13 protein-coding genes are annotated in these 19,156 nt (G+C 67.2%); 6 read left to right on the top strand and 7 right to left on the bottom strand.

The features are described from left to right. The first annotated feature begins 2 nt into the window (after positions 1 to 2). The gene (locus GBA63_RS01240; protein ID WP_228282256.1) at positions 3 to 1,625 is read left to right on the top strand and encodes a protein O-mannosyl-transferase family; all 1,623 of its coding nucleotides are present in this window, start codon (positions 3 to 5) and stop codon (positions 1,623 to 1,625) included. Positions 1,626 to 1,751: 126 nt separating this feature from the next. On the opposite strand, the gene GBA63_RS01235 is transcribed toward GBA63_RS01240, so the two are convergent. After that, a complete protein-coding gene (locus GBA63_RS01235) occupies positions 1,752 to 3,338 on the bottom strand; it encodes a sulfatase family protein (RefSeq protein ID WP_166172728.1) in 1,587 nt (528 codons plus the stop codon). A gap of 211 nt (positions 3,339 to 3,549) precedes the next feature. Between GBA63_RS01235 and GBA63_RS01230 the strand changes: the two genes are divergently transcribed. Further along, positions 3,550 to 5,616 (top strand): hypothetical protein, encoded by a 2,067-nt coding sequence (locus tag GBA63_RS01230; protein ID WP_166172726.1) that lies wholly within the window; start codon positions 3,550 to 3,552, stop codon positions 5,614 to 5,616. A gap of 159 nt (positions 5,617 to 5,775) precedes the next feature. On the opposite strand, the gene GBA63_RS01225 is transcribed toward GBA63_RS01230, so the two are convergent. Further along, a complete protein-coding gene (locus GBA63_RS01225; RefSeq protein ID WP_166172724.1) occupies positions 5,776 to 6,141 on the bottom strand; it encodes a calcium-binding protein in 366 nt (121 codons plus the stop codon). Between the two features lie 186 nt (positions 6,142 to 6,327). Beyond that, the gene (locus GBA63_RS01220; protein WP_166172722.1) at positions 6,328 to 7,668 is read right to left on the bottom strand and encodes a PAS domain S-box protein; all 1,341 of its coding nucleotides are present in this window, start codon (positions 7,666 to 7,668) and stop codon (positions 6,328 to 6,330) included. A 305-nt stretch (positions 7,669 to 7,973) separates the two neighbouring features. Here GBA63_RS01220 and GBA63_RS01215 point away from each other — a divergent pair, with 305 nt between their 5' ends. Together GBA63_RS01215 and GBA63_RS01210 are read left to right on the top strand one after the other, a co-directional pair. Further along, positions 7,974 to 10,094 carry a DUF6541 family protein gene (locus tag GBA63_RS01215; RefSeq protein WP_166172720.1) on the top strand — a complete coding sequence of 707 codons (2,121 nt, stop codon included), beginning with the start codon at positions 7,974 to 7,976 and terminating at the stop codon, positions 10,092 to 10,094. Between the two features lie 166 nt (positions 10,095 to 10,260). Continuing rightward, a complete protein-coding gene (locus GBA63_RS01210) occupies positions 10,261 to 11,469 on the top strand; it encodes a mannosyltransferase family protein (RefSeq protein ID WP_166172718.1) in 1,209 nt (402 codons plus the stop codon). A gap of 201 nt (positions 11,470 to 11,670) precedes the next feature. On the opposite strand, the gene GBA63_RS01205 is transcribed toward GBA63_RS01210, so the two are convergent. Next, on the bottom strand, positions 11,671 to 12,129 hold the full coding sequence (locus GBA63_RS01205; protein WP_166172716.1) for a calcium-binding protein: 459 nt from the start codon (positions 12,127 to 12,129) through the stop codon (positions 11,671 to 11,673). A 283-nt stretch (positions 12,130 to 12,412) separates the two neighbouring features. Between GBA63_RS01205 and GBA63_RS01200 the strand changes: the two genes are divergently transcribed. Both GBA63_RS01200 and GBA63_RS01195 read left to right on the top strand, forming a co-directional pair. Continuing rightward, positions 12,413 to 14,245, top strand: a complete 1,833-nt coding sequence (locus GBA63_RS01200; RefSeq protein WP_207957009.1) for a PhoX family protein — start codon at positions 12,413 to 12,415, stop codon at positions 14,243 to 14,245. Between the two features lie 209 nt (positions 14,246 to 14,454). After that, entirely contained in the window at positions 14,455 to 15,168 is a 714-nt protein-coding gene (locus tag GBA63_RS01195) for a hypothetical protein (protein WP_166172714.1), read from the top strand. Positions 15,169 to 15,202: 34 nt separating this feature from the next. Here the strand turns inward: GBA63_RS01195 and GBA63_RS01190 are convergent, their stop codons facing one another. The 3 genes from GBA63_RS01190 to GBA63_RS01180 all read right to left on the bottom strand — a co-directional run bounded on the left by GBA63_RS01190 (position 15,203) and on the right by GBA63_RS01180 (position 18,917). Then, on the bottom strand, positions 15,203 to 15,871 hold the full coding sequence (locus tag GBA63_RS01190) for a response regulator transcription factor (protein ID WP_228282255.1): 669 nt from the start codon (positions 15,869 to 15,871) through the stop codon (positions 15,203 to 15,205). Between the two features lie 174 nt (positions 15,872 to 16,045). Then, on the bottom strand, positions 16,046 to 17,470 hold the full coding sequence (locus tag GBA63_RS01185) for a chitobiase/beta-hexosaminidase C-terminal domain-containing protein (protein WP_166172710.1): 1,425 nt from the start codon (positions 17,468 to 17,470) through the stop codon (positions 16,046 to 16,048). Positions 17,471 to 17,528: 58 nt separating this feature from the next. Further along, complete coding sequence (locus GBA63_RS01180) at positions 17,529 to 18,917, bottom strand: chitobiase/beta-hexosaminidase C-terminal domain-containing protein (protein ID WP_166172708.1); 1,389 nt, start codon at positions 18,915 to 18,917, stop codon at positions 17,529 to 17,531. Between the last annotated feature and the right edge of the window lie 239 nt (positions 18,918 to 19,156).

Raw genomic sequence — 19,156 nt, 5'->3', positions numbered from 1 at the left:
GCTTGGCCCAGGAGAGAGAACACAACGGCAGGACCCTTGCCCCGTCCGGCACCCTCCCGAGCGGGAAGGGACGCCTCGGCAGGCTCGGCCCGGCGCTGGCCGGTACGGCAGCCGGCCTCTTCGTCTTCGTGCTCTACGTGAGGACGCTGGCGCCGACGGTCCTCTATTACGACGACCCCGACATGCTCGACGCGGTCATGCTCCAGATGCAGGTCGCCGTACTCGGCATCACGCACCCGACGGGCTACCCGACGTACCTCACCCTCACCCACTTCTTCACCTACCTGCCGGTGGGCGACGTAGCCTACAGGGTCAACCTGGCGAGCGCGGCCTACGCGGCGCTCGCGGTGGGGGTCGTCTTCGGGGCGGGGTATCTGTTGAGCCGACGTGTCGTGGCGGCCGCGGTCGCGGCGGTGGCTTTCGGGCTCGGGGGGGCGATCTGGTCCCAGGCCGTGATCGCCGAGGTCTACACGATGAACGCGCTCTTCATAGCGCTGACCCTCGTCTGCCTGCTCCTCTGGCGCGACCGCGAGAGGGACCGCTACCTGCTCCTGGCCGCCCTTCTCTGCGGCCTCTGCCTCACCCACCACCTGACGAGCGGGTTGCTCTTGCCCGCGAGCCTCCTCTTCGTTGGCCTCGTCGACCGGAGACGGCTCCTGGAGTGGCGCCTGATGCTCAAGTGCGCCGGGCTCTTCTTGCTCGGGCTCACGCCCTACCTCTACCTGCCCATACGGTCCTGGATGGACGCGCCGATGGAGGCGAACAACCCGTCCAACTTCGAGCGCTTCTGGTACGTGGTGAGCGGCGGCAACCTCACGGGCTCTTTCTTCGCCTACGGTCCGGCGGAACTGCCGGGCAGGCTGCTCTTCTACTGGGGGCACCTTACGGACAACATAAACCCCGTCCTCGTCATGGTCGGCCTCACGGGTGCCGCGCTCATGGTGGCCCGCGACCGGCCCGTCGGCCTGCTCCTGGGCTTCCTGTTTCTCGGCTGGGCTTTCTACTCCATCGAGAACGACATCCCGGACATCAACCTGTATTTCATCCCGACCTACCTCGTCCTCTGCCTCTGGACGGCCGTGGGCCTCGGGGCGTTGCTGACGGAGGCGGAGCACCTTACCGAACGCCTCCCGCGGATGCCGCAGAGGGCGATCCTGGTCGTTCTATCGGTGGCGTTGCTGCTCATTCCGCTCATCGGGGTGCGGGAGACCTCGGCGGCGAACGACATGAGCGAGGCGAACCTGGGCCGGCAGCAGGTAGACGCCATCGCCGAGAAGGCCGCCCCGAACGCGACGATCCTGCACCACCGCAGCAGCGCGTGGTACCTGGTCCTCGTCGAGAGGCGCCGCCAGGACCTCACCCTCGTGGACCCCTACCTCCACAACACGGAAGTCGAGTACGCGGACATCGTATGGCCCGCAGACCTGACCCTGAAAGAGACCGACCGCCGCTACGGCACGGACGACTTCAGCGGCGTCAAAGCCGCGAAGATCGCCGCCCAAAAAGGCCCCGTCTACGTCCTCGACAGCGAATACATCCCCGACCCCAAACGCTACGAAGCTTTCGGCTTCGAAGTAAGAGAGGTGGAGGAGAACATACTCTACAAGCTCACTCCTGCGGAGTGAGCAGCTTTCAGCGGTCGGCTTTCAGCAAGAAATTCGAAGATAGAAGCCGGATTCTGACCGAAGCGTCTCCGCGAGGGATCCGGGTTCCGCCGCCAAACACCGAACAAAGAAGCTGAAAGCTGACCGCTATTCATCCTCAGCGGCGCGACAGTCGTCCGTCTCGCACTGGTTCAGCGCTACGAGCTTGGACTCCAGCCACCGGGTCAGCTTTTCGGGGGCGGAATCGTAGATGTTGTCGAGTTGGTGGGGGTCTTTTCTCAGGTCGTAGAGTTCTCTCTCGCCCGTCTTGTAGTACACGAAGAGGTAGTTCTTGGTTCTGAGGGCTTTCAGCCAGGGGCGGCCCCACTCCTCGCTCGAATCGGCCCTGCCGGAGGAGGTCTTGCGCCAGTCTCTGGGCAGCGGGTCGCCGGTTAGCAGGGGCCTCACCTGGCTCTCGTTGACGAACGGAGGATGGGGGACGCTGTTCCTCTCGGCGACGGCCTCGACCAGGAACCTCTGGCGCCAGTCTTCTTCGGGAGGCGGGTCGTCCGCGAGAAGCGGCGCGAGCGAGCGGCCGTCGACGAAGCCCGGGGGATCGACCCCCGCGAGGTCGGCGAAGGTCGGGGCGAGGTCGTTGTTGAGGACCATGTGCGGGAGCTTCCTCCCCTCCGGCACGCCGGGCCCGCGCACCATCAGGGGCACCCGGATGTCCTCCTCGTAGGCCGTCCACTTGCCCGCGCCGAGGCGGTGCTGGCCCAGGTGGAAGCCGTTGTCGGAGGTGAAGAAGACGTAGGTGTTGTCCAGCTCGCCCGTCTCGCGCAGCGAGTCGAAGAGGTCGCCTATCATGTCGTCCACGGCCAGCATGGACTGGAGTCGTTTGCGGTGAAGCTCTTCCATGTACGCGACCTGGTCGGGGCCCAGGGGCGGATTGTCCTGCACCCAGCGGGGCTTGTCCCTAACCTCCTTCTCGTTGAAGGACGGCGGACGCGGAAGCTCCACGTCTTTCAGGTCGTCTTTGTGGCGGGGGGCGGGGGTGGCGGGCTGGTGGGGGGCCTTCGTGCCGAGCCACATCAGGAACGGGCGGTCGGTTGTGAAGAAGGGCGGGTCGGCGCCCGCGGTCCGCTCGACGTAGTCGGAGGCCTTGTCCGAGAGGACGTCGGTGTCATAGGACTCGGCCGGGTCGTAGTTGACCATGTGGCCGTTCTCGTTGAGCACGTGGCTGAGGTAGTTGCCGGCCACCCCGTACCACTCGTCCCAGCCGGGCGGGACGTGGGTCTCGGCGTAACCGTTCATGTACTTCCCGAAAAACGAAGTGCGGTAGCCGTCCTCCTGCAGCCAGGTGGCGAAGGTGGAGTTCTCGTGGCCCAGGAAGCGGAACTTCTGGAAGCCGCCGCGTGGCGGCTCGTTGGAGAGGACCTGGTGGTTGTGGACGTACTGGCCGCGCAGGGTCGTAGCCCGGCTCGGGCAGCACAGGGAGTTGGTGACGAAGGCGTTCTCGAAGGTCGTGCCCCCCTCGACCAGCTCCTTCCTCAGGTTCGGCATCTCCTCCAGCATCGCCGGGGAGATGTCCTCGTAGGCCAGGTCGTCCGTGAGGATGAAGACCACGTTCGGCCGCTCGGGCTCCTCTCGTTGCGGCTCGTCGGGCTGTTGTTTGCCCTCGGCGGTCGGCAGGCAGGAGACGAGCGCGAAGAGGAGGGCCAGCAGGAGGACCACCCGGCCGGCCTTCAGTAGCACGCTCTCAGATCTTCCCTCGTCAGAAACCAATCCCTCACCAACCGCGCGGCCCCTGGGACCGCGAACGCTCTGTTTTTGTACCCTCCGCGGCGCCCATGCACGCACCCCGCGAGCGCGGCCCTACCGGGGCCAAAAACTCTGTTATACATTCTGACGATGTGCGAGTCCAATAGCAGAGGGCCAGGATGGTAGCGAGAGTGGGGGGGCGCGGGTGCTGCTCGACCTGATCCGGGCCGTCCCCGTGGCCCTGCTCGTCGGCCTCGTGCCGGGCTATTTCTGGGCGCGATGCCTGGCGGCCACGGACGACCTCGCCGAACGCCTCGCCTACGCGATAGCCCTCTCCGTAACGCTGGTTCCCGCCGTCGCCCTGATCTTCTCTAGCATCCTCGGCACGGGCGTCACCACGACGGTCTCCATAATCTCCGTGGTCCTCGTGTTCGCCGCAGGTCTCGCCGCCAGGCTCCTGTTCGGCGCCGCGAAAGGGTCCTCACGCCCGCTGGCACCGCTGCCCCCGGCGCCGGACATCGCCACGCTCGTGCCGCTCTGCCTGGCGCTGCTTCTGGCGCTCGGCACGTTCTTCGGCCTCCTCGGCGGCTGGGCCATGATCCCGACGGCGGCACTCATCGTCCTCTCGGGCGTTCTCTACTGGCTCTCGATGCGAAGGAGGGGAGAGACGGGGCCGGAAGAGACGCAGGACGAAGCCTCGCCCACGCTCGTGTACGGCCTGCTCTCCGTGGCGCTCTTGCTGGCGCTGGCGAGGGGGTATCTCGGGCCCGTTTTGAACGGATGGCCTTTCCCGCGGGGGGTCGACCGTTACGAGCACGCGATCATGACGAGCATGATGGCGGAGGGCGGGTCCACGGAGTCGTTCATGCTCTACCCCCCTGGCTTCCACGCGCTCTCGGCCATGATCTCCAACCTCAGCGGGCTGGAGCCGATGGCCCTCTTCCCCGCGCTCGCCCCGGCGCTTCTGGCGCTGACGTCGCTGTCGAGCTACGCCCTCGCGGCGCGGCTCTGGGGGAGGACGGTGGGCGTGGCGGCGGCGTTCCTGTCCGGGCCCGTGCTCGGCGGGGCGTATTTGCACTTTGTCGAGGCGCGGTACCCGAACTTCGTGGGGGAGCAGATCATCATAATCCTGGCGGTCGCGGCCCTGATCGGGGCCTACGCCACCCCGACGATCCGGGCCGGCCTGCTGCTCGCCCTGCTCGGCTCGTCGGCGGTCTTCTACCACCAGATCGCGGGCTACGTCATGGCCGTGCTGCTCGCCGTCGTCGCCCTGTTCTTCCTGCCGTATTTGCTGCTCAGGCACCGCAGGACGGGTATCTTCCTCCTCGGCTCGCTCGCCCTACTCTTCGTGCTCGCCGCGGCCTTTGCCTGGGACACCTACGACCTGCCCGACCTCGTCGCGGGCCTCTTCGGCGGCTCGGGGACCGGTCGGGGCGGGGACGCGGTGGCGATGGCCATAGGGACCAAACCGGCCAACCACCCGACGTACCTTCTGGTGACGATCACGGCCCCGGTCCTCTGGCTGGGCCTCTTCGGCGCGATGATGCTCCTCCCGAACCGCGCGGGCGGCAACGCGCCCGCCAGGCTGGCGCACCTCACCCTGATCGTGTGGGCCGCCCTCCTCTTCGTCGGCAGCCAGACGAGCTACTCAGGCTTCCCCGACCGCTTCGACCGGGACCTCGGCGCCCCCCTCGCCCTGCTCGCCGCCCCGGCGCTCGTCCTGCTCCTGCGCGCCTCGCCCCGCCTCACCCCGTCCCGCGCGGCGCTAGCGGCGTCCCTGTTCGCAGCCCTACTCTCCGCGGGGCTCCTGGTAGTCCAGACGACCCGCAACCTGGAGCAGGCGTCGGGCCCGAGCGAGCGCCCGAGGGACAGGCCGGCCCCGCCACAGGTAGCGGCCGCGGGCTCCTGGCTTGGCGAGAACAACGGGGGCGGCAGCATCGTCGCGACGCCCTACCTCGATTACGTCCCGAGCCGGGGGATGCTCGCGATGGGCGGCTACACGAAGATGCAGTCCTACGACTACGCCCGCATCCTGCGCGCGAGGGACCTCCCCCCCTTCGGCGAAGGCCCCCTCCTGGACGCCCTGTGGGTACTCAAGCATCCCACGGGTGGGAAAACGGAGCGAATAATGCGGGAGAACGACATCCGCTACGTCGTCTTCCACAAGCGCTACCCAGGCATAAGCTGGCTCCCATACGCCCAACAAAAGGACCTGTACAGGATCGCCTACCAGAACGAGAGCGTCGTCATCTTCGAGCCCCGCGACACCTGACGACCGCCCAACTTCCACGGGCTGACCGCAAGGGCAAAGGAGCACGAAAACAACTTTGTGCGTTCTCGCTGAAGTGGAATGCGAAGACGTTGTGCCCCTACATTCCGCGCCGTCGGCTAGCAGCCCGGCCGGGTCTCGCGTTTCGCCGATTCGTTGGCCTCACGGCGTTGGCTGGTACGGTGCCGAACGGAACTCGCAGTCTACGTATAAGTCGCGTGGCGAGGAAGATCCGGGGTCCGCGGAGACGGTGTCGAAGCCGGGACCGCAATCGACGTAATCTCTGGACCAGTCGTCGTTGGCCCGTACGAGGTCGTTTCCGGGTCCGCCCTGTATCCTGTCCTCGCCGCCGCCCCCGGATATCCTGTCGTCGCCCGCCCGCCCGTCGATCCAGTCCGCCCGGACCGAGCCGACGATGCGATCCGGCCCCCCGGTACCGATGAGCGTGGCCGCCAGGGCCGCCCCTCCCCCCAACGTCGGAATGAGAACCGAAACCGCAACCAGGATCACCGCGAACCTTCTCCGCATCTTTCCAACCTCCCGCAAGAACCCGTACATCCTTGCTCGCATACTCGGCAACGGAAGGGGGGATGTTTAGCCTCTTCCTTTATGCCCCTTGCGGCACCGGCCGGCCGCTACCGCCACAAAAACCAACGGTCCGGCGCTCCGGGATCTTTCCGGACAGCTACGAGTGGTGTTTCGCGCGCGGTGGGATTATTGGGGCGGAGGGGGTATGAGCCCGATCTCGACGGCCCGTCCCGCGGCACGGGCCCGGTTCTCGACGCCCAGCTTGGAGATCAGGCGCCCGACGTGCAGCTTGACGGTGGCCACGCTGTAGTTGAGCGTCTCCGCTATCTCCCCGTTCGTGCGGCGCCCCGCGACGAGCTCCAGAACCTCGAGCTCCCTCCCGGTTAGTGGGTCCGACACCAGTTCCGCGAGCTTGCGCCCGGTTATGTCCTCTACGACGGAAACGAAACATGCCAATCCCCCGGAGCCAGAGCGCAGCGCAGAGACGGTCAACTCGACCCAGACCCTGAGCCCGTCCTTCCTGACGTAGCGCTTCTCCATCGAGTAGCCGTCTATCTCCCCGAGGAGCATCCTGTTCACGTGCTCCAGATCCTTCTCGAGGTCTTCCGGATGGGTGATGTCCTGAAACGTTAGCGACAGCAACTCTTCTCTGGGGTAGCCCACTATCTCGGCGAGCTTGCCGTTGATCCTGAGCCACCTCCCGTCGGGCGCGACGTGGGCCATGCCAACCCCCGCCGCCTCGAAGGTCATCCGGAAGCGCTCTTCGCTCTCTTTGAGCTCCTCCTCGTGCCGGACCCGTTCGGTTACGTCCTTCTGGACCCCTATGTAGTTGAAAAGATGCCCTTCCCCATCGAAGACGGGCGAGACGGAGAGCTCGTTGAAGAAGGGCGTGCCGTCCTTGCGGTAGTTCTTCAGGACCACGGAGCACTCCCGGCCGTCCCGGAGCGCAGCCCTGAGCTCGTCCAGCGCCGGCTGGACGCGGTCCTCCCCCTGCAGGAAACGGCAGTTTCGCCCGAGCACCTCGGCCTCCGAGTAGCCGGTCATCTTCTCGAAGGCGGGGTTGACGTAGACGATGGGGTCATCCGGACGGTTCGGGTCGGTTATGACTATCCCGTCCGAGCTCGCGGCCATCGCCCGCTCTTTTAGGCGGACGTCGCTCGCGGATCTTGAGATCTCCTCGGCCTCCGCCGCGAGGCCGACCGCGCCGACCACCCCGCCCGCGGCGTCGCGCAAAGGGTCGTAGCGACACCGGAAGGCCTTCCCGCCGACCTCGACCACGGAGGAGAAGGACTCGCCCAGAAGCGCCCGGTCGAGGTTCTCCAGCACCCCCGGCTCCCCGCGGTACATCTCGAAGGCGGACCTTCCGACGACCTCGCCGGGCTCCAGGCCCAAAGCGGACAGCCCCTCGCCGTCGGAGGCGGTGAACACCCCGTCCGCGTCCAGCGCGAACACCACGAAGGGCATGCTTTCGGGCCCAACGGCCCGTCCGGGCGGGGTCCTGCGCGCGTCGTCAGCCGGGTTACGCATGGCCATCCTCTCCTCCGCCACACCCACATCTAGCCCAACAGGGCTACGCATAGATGCCCGTATGTTACGCAAGATGCCTGGTTGCGGTCAAGTGAGATAGGGCCTACCGGCACGGACCAAGCAATTGGCCCCTCCGAAACCCTGGCCGAGCGGCCCGCCGGGCGGGGTTTGTCCGTGGTGCGTAAAACGGGTCTTAAAGCCGGGTAAAGAATGGGTTAAATGCGCCGGATGGGGCCCGTGGCGGGCGGCGTGCTTGCTAACCTGTTCGGCGTGCCTGGCCGCCGGACAAGGAACGAAGAGCCGTGTTGCTGGATCTGACCCTGGCGTCCCTGGCCGCCGTCGCGGTGGGGGTCGCCCCCGGATGGTTCTGGGCCGGGCTGCTGCGCGCGCCGACGGACCTCGCCGAACGGGCGGCCCTCTCCGTGGCCTTCTCCATGGCGCTCATGCCGGCCGTAGCACTCGTACCGACGCGCCTGCTCGGCCTCGGCCTGACGCTTCCCGTGGTCGTCGCCTCGGCCCTCTTTGTGTTTCTGGCGGGCTTCGCGGCCCACGCGAGGTTCGGACGGGCCAAGGGTGACGACGAGCCCGTCGTCCCCGACCCGGCCGTGCCGCTCCCGGCACCCGCGCTCGCGCCGCTCGCGGTGGCTCTGGCCCTGGCGCTCGGGGTCCTGGTCGGGGCCGTGCCGGGGGAGGTGGTGGCGCCGGCGATCACGGGCAGCGTCGTTCCTACGAGGGGGATGTCGCTCGTCCTCGCGTTGCTGGTCGGAGCATCGGGGGTGCTGTACCTGATCTTCCGCCAACGCCCGGAGGCGCCGGAAGAGCAGGCAAGGTCCGAATCTCTCCTGCCGACGGTCCCGCCGGGCGTACGGCGGCTTCTATTGCCCGCGGTGCTCTTGCTCGCGCTGGCGCGGGGATACACCGGGCCCGTGTTGCACGACTGGCCCTTCATGCGGGGGGTAGATCATTACTCGCACGCCGTGATGGCGAACCGGCTGATGGACGCGGGGAGGATCGAGCCGTACCTGATCTACCCCCCGGGTTTCCACACCCTGACCGCCTCCGTCTCCCGCCTGACGGGCCTCGACCCGCTGGAGATCTTCCCCGTCCTCGGCCCCGCCTTGCTACTTCTCCCGGCCCTCGCCCTCTACACCCTCGGCAACAGGCTCTGGGGCTGGGGCTACGGGGTGGCCGCGGCCTTCTTCACCGTTCTCCTCGGCGGCACGTACTACTACTTCAACGACGCCATGTACCCGAACCTGGTCACCTCGCAGTTCCTGCTGGTAATGGCGCTCGCCTCGCTGGTCGTGATGTACCGTTCGCCTTCGGCTCGAAACGGCCTCTCGCTGGCTATCCTTGGCTCCGCGGTCGCCCTCTACCACCCGGTCGCGAGCATGTACCTGGCGGCCCTGCTCGCGCTCGTCGGGGTGTACTTCGCGCTGCCGCTCCTCTTCCGCGACAGGCGCGGGGGCCTCGCCCTGACGCTCTCGCTGGCGCTTTTGGGCTCCCTCGCCGTCGCGTACGCCTGGCACACCTACGATCTGGGCGGTGAGATTTCCCGGTTCTTCGGCGGCGGTGGCGGGGGGACGACCGGTGAGGCCGTCGGAATGGCGGTGAACACGCAGGCGATCTACGCCGAGGGTTTCCTGGTCGGGACGATGGTCTCCCAGCCCGTAGCCTGGCTCGGCCTGCTTGGTATCTTCCTCCTGGTCGTCAGGGTAAGGGAGACGGGCGGGATGCCCGTCTCCCTGGCGCACCTGACGGTGTTCTTGTGGGCCGCGATCCTCTTTGCCGGCAGCCGCCTCTCGGTGACCGGCTTCCCCCAACGCTTCGGGCGAGACCTGGGCATCCCGCTCGCCCTGCTGGCCGCCCTCGGCCTCGTCGCCGTGCTCAAGTCCGCGGGACCCCGCAGAAGAACAGCATCCGTCTTCGCAGCCTCGGTGGTGGTGTTGCTGGCGGTGGCGCTCGTCGGGACCGGAACGGTCCAGAGCCTCCGCTGGGCGGCCAAGCCGAGCGTCCAGATGACCACGACGCCGGCCATAGCCGAGGCCGGGGCCTGGCTCGAAAGCCACAACGAGGGCGGCAACATCATGGTAAGCCCGCACGCCAACCAGGTTCCGAGCCGGATGATGCTCGCGATGGGCGAGTACTCCGCGCTCCAGTCGTTCGAGTACGGCCAGATCCTGACCCCCAGAGACCTACCCCCCACCGGCCCCGAACCCCTCATGGACGTCCTGCGCACCATGATAAACCCGACAGGCGAACAGGCCTCGAACACCCTGAAAGAGTACGATATTCGCTACATCGTCCTCTACAAAAACATGCCAGACAGGCCGACGGCCGACTACTGGAGACGCTTCGAGGCCCACCCGGACCTCTATCCCGCGGTCTTCGAGAATAAGGACGTTCTCATAGTATCGGCGGGATAAGCCTGTCAGCCAGTCAGCACGCATCGGCCCGCTTCGCGGGCCTCGCTCTCAGCTTGTCGGCAAGAAGCTGAAGTGCTGATGAGCGGAAGCCGAAGGCTGGAGCGTGCTGACAAGCTGGCAGGCTCTATAATGCCCGGCGCGGCGCGCCACCGAGTCCGGGCGAGAGATGGAGTATCTGAAGGAGACGACAAAGAGGGAAGGCATAACCTTCGTGCTGCTCGTGTACGGCGCGAGTCGCCTGCTCTATCTGGCCGCCGGGTCCGTGCTCGCGGGTGTGGTGCCGATCTCGCGCTTCCAGACGGTTACCATGGACGTGCCTTTCGGCAGGATGGGCCTCTGGTCCCACTGGGATGGGGAGCACTACGTCGCGCTCGCGGCCGGTGGTTATCTGCGGCCGCCGGAGCAGGTCTCTCCCGCTTTCTTTCCACTCTATCCGCTCCTGATGCGGTCTTTCGCGGAGCTCTTCGGGGGGCCCGTCTCGTGGGGGGCCCTCTCGGTGTGGGGGACCCTGATCTCGCTGATAGCACTCCCCTTCGCCCTCTTCTTCGTCTACCGTATCGCCGAAGACGGCTGGGACACGGGCGTCGCCCGCGGCGCCGTCCTCGCCCTAGCCCTCTTCCCAACCACTTTCTTCTTGAACGCGGCCTACACGGAGAGCCTCTTCCTCGCCCTCTCCGCGGGCTCCCTGTGGGCGGCCAGGGTGAGGAAGGACCTGCTGCTCGCCTGCCTGCTCGCTGGCCTCGCAACGGCAACGCGCAACGTCGGCGTCTTCCTGCTGGCTCCTTTGGCCTACGAGTGGTTCAGGAACAGGGACCTCTACAACTGGCGGGGCGTCTACCTGGCGCTCGCGCCCTCCGGCCTCGCCGCCTACGCGACCTATCTCTGGCTACGCTTCGGCGATCCGCTCCTGTTCTACACGGACCAGCAAAAGTGGGGCCGCGAACCGGCGGGCCCCCTAGCCACCGCCGCGAGGGCCTGGCAATCGGCGGTCGAGGGCTCGGGGCGCCTTCTCGACCCGGCGCTCTGGTCCAACCCTTCCCTGGCGGGCTTCGCCGACCACCTGTCCCAGGCGAGGGACCTCTACAACCTGCTCTTCTTCGTCTTCGCCCTCGCGGTCCTGCTGGCCGGCCTGCGGGACCTCCCGCCCGACCTAGCCCTCTACGCCTTCCTGCTCGTCCTCCCCGCCGCCCTCTTCGGAACCCCCCAGAGTCCACTCATGGGCGCCCCCCGCTACGTACTAGTGGCCTTCCCCCTCTTCATAGTGCTAGGCCTCCTGGCGAAGAACCGCCCGGTTTTCCTGGCCGGGCTCGCCTTCAGCACGCTCCTCTCGCTGGTCTTCTGCGCCCTGTTCGTGACCTGGAGGTTTGTCGCTTAGGTAGCTTGTCAGCGGGTCAGTACTTCAGCCTGTCAGCCTTCTTTGGTAGCGCATGCTCCAACCGACAACGGATGACGCGCGTGGCGCCGGATTGCACGTGTTCCGGTGGCGCGCCTGCGTGGAGTCTCTGTTTTCCAGCAGAGCCACGACTTGAGTAACTGGGTGCTGAGATGCTGACAGGCTGAAGTGCTGACCAGCTCTCTACCCCGCGTAGACTGATTCGCAGTCGGGGGATACGAGGTCTTCGCGGTCAGCGCTGATCGAGTCGTCGCCTGGGCCGCAGCCTACACGGTCCACGGCCCCGTCTTTTGACTCGATAAAGTCGTCGCCGGCGCCTGCCAGCACGTCGTCGCCGCCATCGCCGGCGTAGATCTCGTCCTTCCCGGCGCCGCCGTAAAGGGCATCGTCGCCTGAACCGCCGTAGAGGGCGTCTTCACCGTTGAAGCCGGCGATCCTGTCGGCCCCGTCGGTGCCGCGCAGGGTATTGTCTCCCCCACCTCCGAGCTCGACGCCCGCCAGGGCGTCCCCCGCGGCCAAGACGAGCAGCAGGGCCCCGATCGCGGCGAAGAGGAGCCCGGCCCACCGCAGCCCTCCCTCCGCCGGACGCCGCTCCCCGCGGGGGGCGGGGACGGGCAGAACGGTGGTGCCCCTGGAGCTCAAGATGGTGTTCCGTACGGCCCGGATCTCGGCACGAGATAGTTCATACCAACGCATTCTAGAGGTCGCCGAAGACCCCCTGGTTAAAGCTCCGAAACATCCGGCTTAAATCTCTGTTAATGCGGACCGTGGGCCCCGAGATGGCCCCGTCCCCGCCAAGACTTGTGAGACTGCTTACCGGCGAAACGGACATTTAACCCAGGTTTCACGCGCGTGTAACCCTACGTTCCGGTAGGCTCCCTAACATGTGCCGGAGAGACCTTGAGACAACAGAGAGGGGGGACGCGTGGCTACCAGGCCGAGCGTTCAGAGGATCAAGAAAGAGAAGAGGGGCCTGGAGATCCAGCCGAAGGAGGGGCTGAGCCGCCGGCGGTTCCTGACCTTCCTCGGGACGGGCTCGGCGGCGCTCGCCGCCGGCAGCTCGGGCGTCCTGGTCGGCTGCGCCGAGGGCGAGGAGCAAACCCAGCAGGGCGGCTCACAAGATCGGAGCGGCTCTTCCGGGTCTCCCGGCGGGCAGAAGGCCGCGGCTTCCTTCGGCCCCATACAGCCGAGCGGCGAGGACGACGTCGTGCTCCCCGAAGGTTTTAAGTACGAGATCGTCCGCTCGTCCGGCGACCCCATGGGCGGGGACATGGTCTACGGCGACCACAACGACTTCGTCGCGTACTTCCCCGTGGACGCCCTCGACGGCGGGGACAACTCCGAAGACGGCATACTCTGGGTAAACCACGAGTACGTCAACCCGATGTTCTGGTCCGACTACACGGACACCGAAGGGGCCACGAAGAAGACCAAGGAGCAGGTAGACCGGGAGAAGGCGGGCGTCGGCGGCTCCGTCGTCAGGGTAAAGAAGAGCGGGGACGCCTGGAAGTTCGTCGAGGGCGACGGGATGAACCGCCGCATCGACGCCACGACGCCGATGGGCGTTACGGGACCGGCCGCCGGCTCGGACAGGATGAAGGGGGCGACGGAGGTCATCGGGACGCTCGCCAACTGCGGCGGCGGGGTGACCCCGTGGAACACCGTGCTCACCTGCGAGGAGAACTTCCAGGACTACTACGGCCAGCGCACCGATGACCAGGGCGAGGCCGGCCAGGGGACGGACGACTCCCCCGAGCCGTTGGAGATCGCCGAGACCTACCGCTGGCTCGACGACCCGGACAACGCCCAGCCGCCCGAGCACTACGGCTGGATCGTCGAGATAGACCCCTTCGACCCCGATTCAAAGCCGCGTAAGCACACCTGGCTCGGGAGGGTGCGCCACGAGAACGCCGCGATAACCGTCTCCGGCTCGGGCAAGGTCGTCGTCTACACCGGCCACGACGAAGAAGACCAGTGCATCTACAAGTTCGTCTCCTCCGGCACCTACGACGAGGGCGACCGGGAGGCGAACATGGACCTGCTCTCGGACGGGATGCTCTACGTCGCGGACTTCGGCCAGGGCAAGTGGGTCGCCATGGACTACGAGAACAACCCCATCTTCAAGGACAACGGCTACAAGGATCAGGGCGACGTCCTCGTCCGCACCATCGACGCGGCCAAGCTCGAAGACCCCGAGACCGAGCTCCCCATAGGCACCCCGATGGACCGCTGCGAGGACATCGAAGTCCACCCGGGGACGGGCCAGGTCTACGCGGCGCTCACCAACAACGCCCTGCACGGCAACTTCTTCGGCCAGATCATCCGCATGACCGAGAAGGACGACGACCCGGAAGCAGAGGAGTTCTCGTACGAGATCTTCGCCACCGGCGGCCCACAGACCGGCTTCGCCTCCCCAGACAACCTCCTCTTCGACGACGACGACAACCTCTGGGTCATAACGGACATCTCCAGCAGCTCTTTGGGCTCCGGCATCTACTCGACCTTCAAGAACAACGGCGCCTTCGTCCTGCCGGGCGGCCTCGAAGGCGGCGCGAGCGGCGGGGACATCGTCCAGTTCGCCAGCGCCCCCGTCGAGGCCGAGCTCACGGGCCCCGCCTTCACCCCCGACGGCAAGACCCTCTTCCTCGCCGTCCAGCACCCCGGCGAAGAGACCGAGAACCCCAAAGAGCCGACCAGCACCTGGCCCAACGGCGACGAGCCGAAAAGCTCCGTCGTCGCAATAACCGGCTTCGCGTAGAGAGCTATCAGCGGTCAGCTTTCAGACACAGAGGCCGCGCTCGCGTGGAAGTCTGGCGTCAACAGGACGTGGCCGACAGGCAACGAAGTCGAGACGGGCATCGTCCGAGACTGCGAAGCTGATAGCTGAAAGCGGAGGCCGCAAGGCCGGAGCGGGCTGACCGCTGATAGCTCTATAATGCCCTTCGGGTGTCTGGCGAGAGGGGTATTGTGGCGGAGAGGCAATTTCGGCTTCCGGGTTCTCCTTACGAGGAGTTGGCGAACATCATCGTGGCCTACGGGACCAGGGACGAGGCTTCGAGGACCGGGGACGTGGGGAAGCTCGATTCGGTGCATCAGTCGAGCGTTAGCCGGACCAACGGTTTTCTGACGGAGATCGGCGTCCTGCAGGGGGAGACGAAGAAGCTTATTACGCGCAGGGGACGCGCCCTCGCGCTTGCGCTTGCCCGCAAGGACAGGGAGGGTATAAGGGCGAACTGGCGGGGGATCGTCGGCTCCACGGAATTCCTGCAGAACGTCGTCTCTGCCGTGAAGCTGCGCGAGGGGATGCTCTTCCCGACCGTCCAGGCCTACATAGCCCACGCCGCCGGCCAGCCTCGCAACAAGCCCGTGATGACGGGGGCCGGCGCGATCGTGGAGATCCTCAAGGCCGCGGAACTCTTGAGGGAAGAGGCCGGGGAGCTCGTCGCGGTCTTCGACGAGGACCCGATGCCCGAGGAACCCATCGAAGGCGAACCGGAGGAGGGGGGATCACCCGAGCCGTCAGAAGCCGGGGTCTCCGCGGTAGTCGAGGCCAACGGCGCGTCGGATGCGGGCGCGGCGGGGGCGCCGCCGGTCCAGATCCACCTGCACATCAACTGCGATCCCGACGACATCGAAGACCTGGCCCCGAGGCTCAAGGCGCTAATACAGGGACTCTCGTAAGGCGGTCCGCGGCGCCCGCGGACCGCCCCCTGGGTCAGTCTTTCGGGTGGAGGTCCACGAGGCCGTGGCGGATCGCGATAACGAGCGCCTGGAGGCGGGTGCGGGCGCCGAGCTTGGTCAGTAGGGTCGCCATGTAGTTGCGCTCCGTATCGATGGCGACGCCCAGGCGGCGCGCTATCTCCTTGTTGCCCAACCCCTGGCCGAGCCCCTGGAGGATCTCCTTCTCCTGCGGCGTAAGCCTCTCCGCCGCCGCCCGGGCGGCGGCGGCCCGGTCCCTCTGGCTGGACGCCAGGCCCATCAACTCGATGATCTGGCCGGTCGAGAGAAGTGTCCCCTCCGCGCGTGCGCGGCGCACGGCGTCGATGACCTCTTGCAGGTAAGAAGCCTTGTGAATCATGCCCGCCGCGCCGGCCTCCACCGCCCGCGCGAAGCGAGTCCTGTCCAGGCTTGCCGTCATGATCAGGGCGATGCAGCCGGGGCTGGCCTCGCGTAGCTCGCTTATGAGCTCCGTTCCGTCCCCGTCGGGGAGCCCGGGGTCCACGATGGCGACGTCCACCCCCTCCAGCAGACCGCGCGCCTCGGCCAGCGATCCGGCCTGGGCGACCACGAGGAAGTCCCGCTCCCGCCCGAGGATTTCGGCAAGCGCCTGGCGGAGCAGGTGATGGTCTTCGACCAGCAGTATTTTAGTCGTCCCCGAGTCCACACTATCGTCTCCGGGGCGGGCAGAGGTCCACGCACCACCAATACTGGCACACGGCCGCGCGCCCGCCATCACTCATCTGCGTGATTTTTGTGACAATCCAGTAAAGAAGTCGGCCTCAAAAAAGGCCCCGTCGGTATGAAGGACGGGGCCGGAAGTGCTGCGGATCCGCTCCTTCTAGCGGCGGATCACATACCGGAAGAAGCCGACGGGCCCCCTGTTGCCCGCCGGGTCGAAGGCGGCGGCCCGGATCGTCCTGGTGGTGCCGACCCCGATCGGCCTCACGAACGTCGGGGCATCGGCGGTCACGGGGGCCGTGCCGCCCACCCGGTAGTGGATGGTCGTCCCGGACGGCGAACTCAGCGTCACGAGTTGCTTTCTCGGGTATACGCCCGGTCTGGGCGTGGCCCGGGGGGCGCTCGCGGGCGCCACGGTGTCCTTGAGCATCCTCAGGTTCACGCCGGCGCGGTCCGCGCCGCCGACCGTGTAGGAGGCCGCGGCCGTGAGCGTCCCGTCGTCCAGGCCCCTGAGGAGGGAGATCTGGCCCGCGGTCATCGCGTCTGTTCTCCAGGTCTGGAAGGTGGCCACACGCGCGTCCTGAAGCGTAGCGTCGAGCACGACGGGGTCCGTCGCGGCGTCGGCGTCGTCAACGGTTACCGAAACCGCGGTGGCGTTCCTGGCGATACCGGAGAGACGGATGCCGCCGCCCACGGTTGTCTTGTTGAGCACCCTGGGGGAACCGTTCGTGATGGCGTACTCGGCCTCAGGCGGACAGCCGACGATGGCCTCCCCGCCCCCCTCGTCGGCGACGAAGATCGCCGGCGGGCCAGCCGCCTCGTCGGCGCCGGGCGCCGCAGACCACTCCAGCGCCGCCTCGCCGGGGTTGAGGTCCCAATCTCTTGCGTCGGCCACACCGACATCGAATACGTGCGTGAAGCTGCCATCGGACCTCACGTCCGCGCCCACATCCTCGCGCAGGTCGCGCCTGCCGTTGGAGTCCCAAGGATCATCCCTGTTGCCCTTGTTCAGGCGCAACTCCAGGACGTCCGTGCCGGGGACCACGACCCCTTCAGCGAAGCTGTTGACGTTGCCGGTCGCGATGATCCTGCCCGTGTAGGAGACCTGACCGGTCGTGGGGTCGGTGACCGTCTCGGACTCGACCGGGAAATCGAGGGCGATGTCGCGCACGACGGCCGAGTCGAAGGCCGTCTCACCGGCTACCCTGGTACGGACGGTGTCACCCGGCATGACGTCGGGCGAGACAGGCGGCTTGAAGCAATCGCCGGCGGGGACCTGCCCGCCGCCGGTGTGGTTGAACTCCGCGAACCCTGTGGCGTCTGTCCTCCCGCCCACGGAGCCTACTAGAACCCCGTTCCTGAGCACGTCTATGGTGATCGCCTTGTTGGCCGGATAGCCCTGCACGTTGACGAGGTTCGTCCCGATAAAGGCCTCGATGGTCCTCCCCGCCCTCACCTGGTCGGCCGCTGAGGCCACCCCGGCAAGCGCTCCGGCGGCGAGGGCGGCGGCGAGCAACGAAGCCGCGAGCGCCTTCTTCACCGCGCCACCCCCCTTCTCCTGCCGGGTGCTTCTCCCTATCGTCATCGTTCTCTCTCCTCTCCCCGGGCTGCGCCCGTGGCTGCCTGCCGGTTGCCGGGGCCCTCTAGCGAATCCTGTACCGGAAGAAGCCGACGGGGCCCCTGTTGCCCGCCGGGTCGAAAGCGGCGGCCCGGATCGTCTGGGTGCCGGTCACCCGGATCGGACCCGTGTAGAGCTGGCTGTTAATGGTCGGCGCGCCCCCGCCGACGGTGTAGCGGACCTTTGTCCCCGCCGGTGCCTTGAGGAAGACCGAGACCGGCCTGTTGTAGACGCCGGGCTCGGGCCTGGCGACCGGCTTGGCGGCCGGCGCCACCGTGTCCTTCCTGAGGGTCAGCAGCGTCCCGGCGAAGTTCGTCGGGGTGACGTTCGCGCCGGTGACGTCCCTGTCGACCGTGTACGTGGCGCCAGCCGTGATGGCCCCGTCGGCCAGGCCCGAGACCTGGGCGTTGGTGAAGACGGCCCGCCACGTCTGGTGGCCGGACGGCTGCGTGGAGATCACGGCGTCCGCGGAGATCCTGTTGTTGAGCCTCACGGTCACGGCCTGGGCGTTGAAGGAGGTGCCCGTCAGCACGAGGTCCGACGTGCCGTCGACAAAGCTCTTGTTGATGACCCTGTGGCTCGCGCCCTTGACCGCGTACTCGGCGACGGGCGGGCATCCGACGATGGCCTCCCCGCCCCCCTCGTCGGCGACGAAGATCGCCGGCGGCGCCGCCTCTTCCTCGCCCGCGGCCGCGGTCGACCACTCCAGGGAGACCTCTCCGGGGTTGGCCCTCCAGTCCAGGGCGTCGTCGTGGCTCACGCGCAGGACCCTGGTCCAGAGGCCGTTGGCGCCGACGTTCGCGCCGATGTCCACGCGCAGGTCGCGCCTGCCGTTGGAGTCCCAGTTGTTATTGCGGTTGGCCTTGTTGAGGCGCAGCTCCAGAACGTCCGTGCCGGGGACCACGACCGCGTCGGGCCTGCTGCGAACGTGGCCGGAGATCGTGATCGTGTTGTTCGTGGTGTTGGTCGTGATCGTCGCGAAGTTGACGCCTATGTCTCGCGCGACGGCGGAGTCGAAGACGCCCGCGGGATCTCCCGCTGTCCTCGTGCGGATCACGTCCCCCGCCCGGATGTCAGGCGTGGCGTTCGGCTGGAAGCAGTCGCCCGCGGGGACCTGGCCGCCGCCGGCGTGGTTGAACTCCACGAACCCCGTATCGTCGGTCGTACCGCCCACCCTCCCGACGAGCACGCCGCTGCGGATCACCTCCACGGTGACGTCCGCGTTGGCCGGGTAGCCCTGTAAGTCCACTAGGTCGGTCCCCGTGAAGGCCTCGATAGTGCGGCCCGCCTGGACCTGATCGGCGGCCGAGGCGGACCCCGCCAGAACCCCGGCGGCGAGGACGGCCGCGAGTAGCGCCGCCACGATGACACCCTTCAACATGCCGCCTCTCCCGCCTTTTCCCTCTATGGTCATCGTTTCCCTCTCCTTCGTAGACTGCTCCCCGGCGAACCCGAACTTATCGGGCAGTCAGGGGGGACGCGTCCGGACCGCACGCCCGGCGCGGCCGGGTTGAGGTGGCGAAAATGTCATGCGCAAGTCCTTCTCGTAGCGTCGCGCTTCCTGCCGAACATGGTCGCCTTGGGGGACCTCTCCGAGCATCGCGCGAATGGGCGATCTTTGCGTAGCCCATTCTTGCTACCTTGATTGCAATG

The sequence above is a fragment of the Rubrobacter tropicus genome (assembly GCF_011492945.1).
Taxonomy (GTDB): domain Bacteria; phylum Actinomycetota; class Rubrobacteria; order Rubrobacterales; family Rubrobacteraceae; genus Rubrobacter_D; species Rubrobacter_D tropicus.
Note: the sequence above shows the minus strand (reverse complement) of the source record. Positions and strands in the feature narration are given on the sequence as shown.

Bases quoted from the DNA above. Each gene is read 5' to 3' on its own strand.
- GBA63_RS01220 (WP_166172722.1), bottom strand. From the start codon at position 7,668: ATGCGTAACCCGGCTGACGACGCGCGCAGGACCCCGCCCGGACGGGCC.
- GBA63_RS01210 (WP_166172718.1), top strand. From the start codon at position 10,261: ATGGAGTATCTGAAGGAGACGACAAAGAGGGAAGGCATAACCTTCGTG.
- GBA63_RS01185 (WP_166172710.1), bottom strand. From the start codon at position 17,470: ATGACGATAGGGAGAAGCACCCGGCAGGAGAAGGGGGGTGGCGCGGTG.
- GBA63_RS01180 (WP_166172708.1), bottom strand. From the start codon at position 18,917: ATGACCATAGAGGGAAAAGGCGGGAGAGGCGGCATGTTGAAGGGTGTC.
- GBA63_RS01225 (WP_166172724.1), bottom strand. From the start codon at position 6,141: ATGCGGAGAAGGTTCGCGGTGATCCTGGTTGCGGTTTCGGTTCTCATT.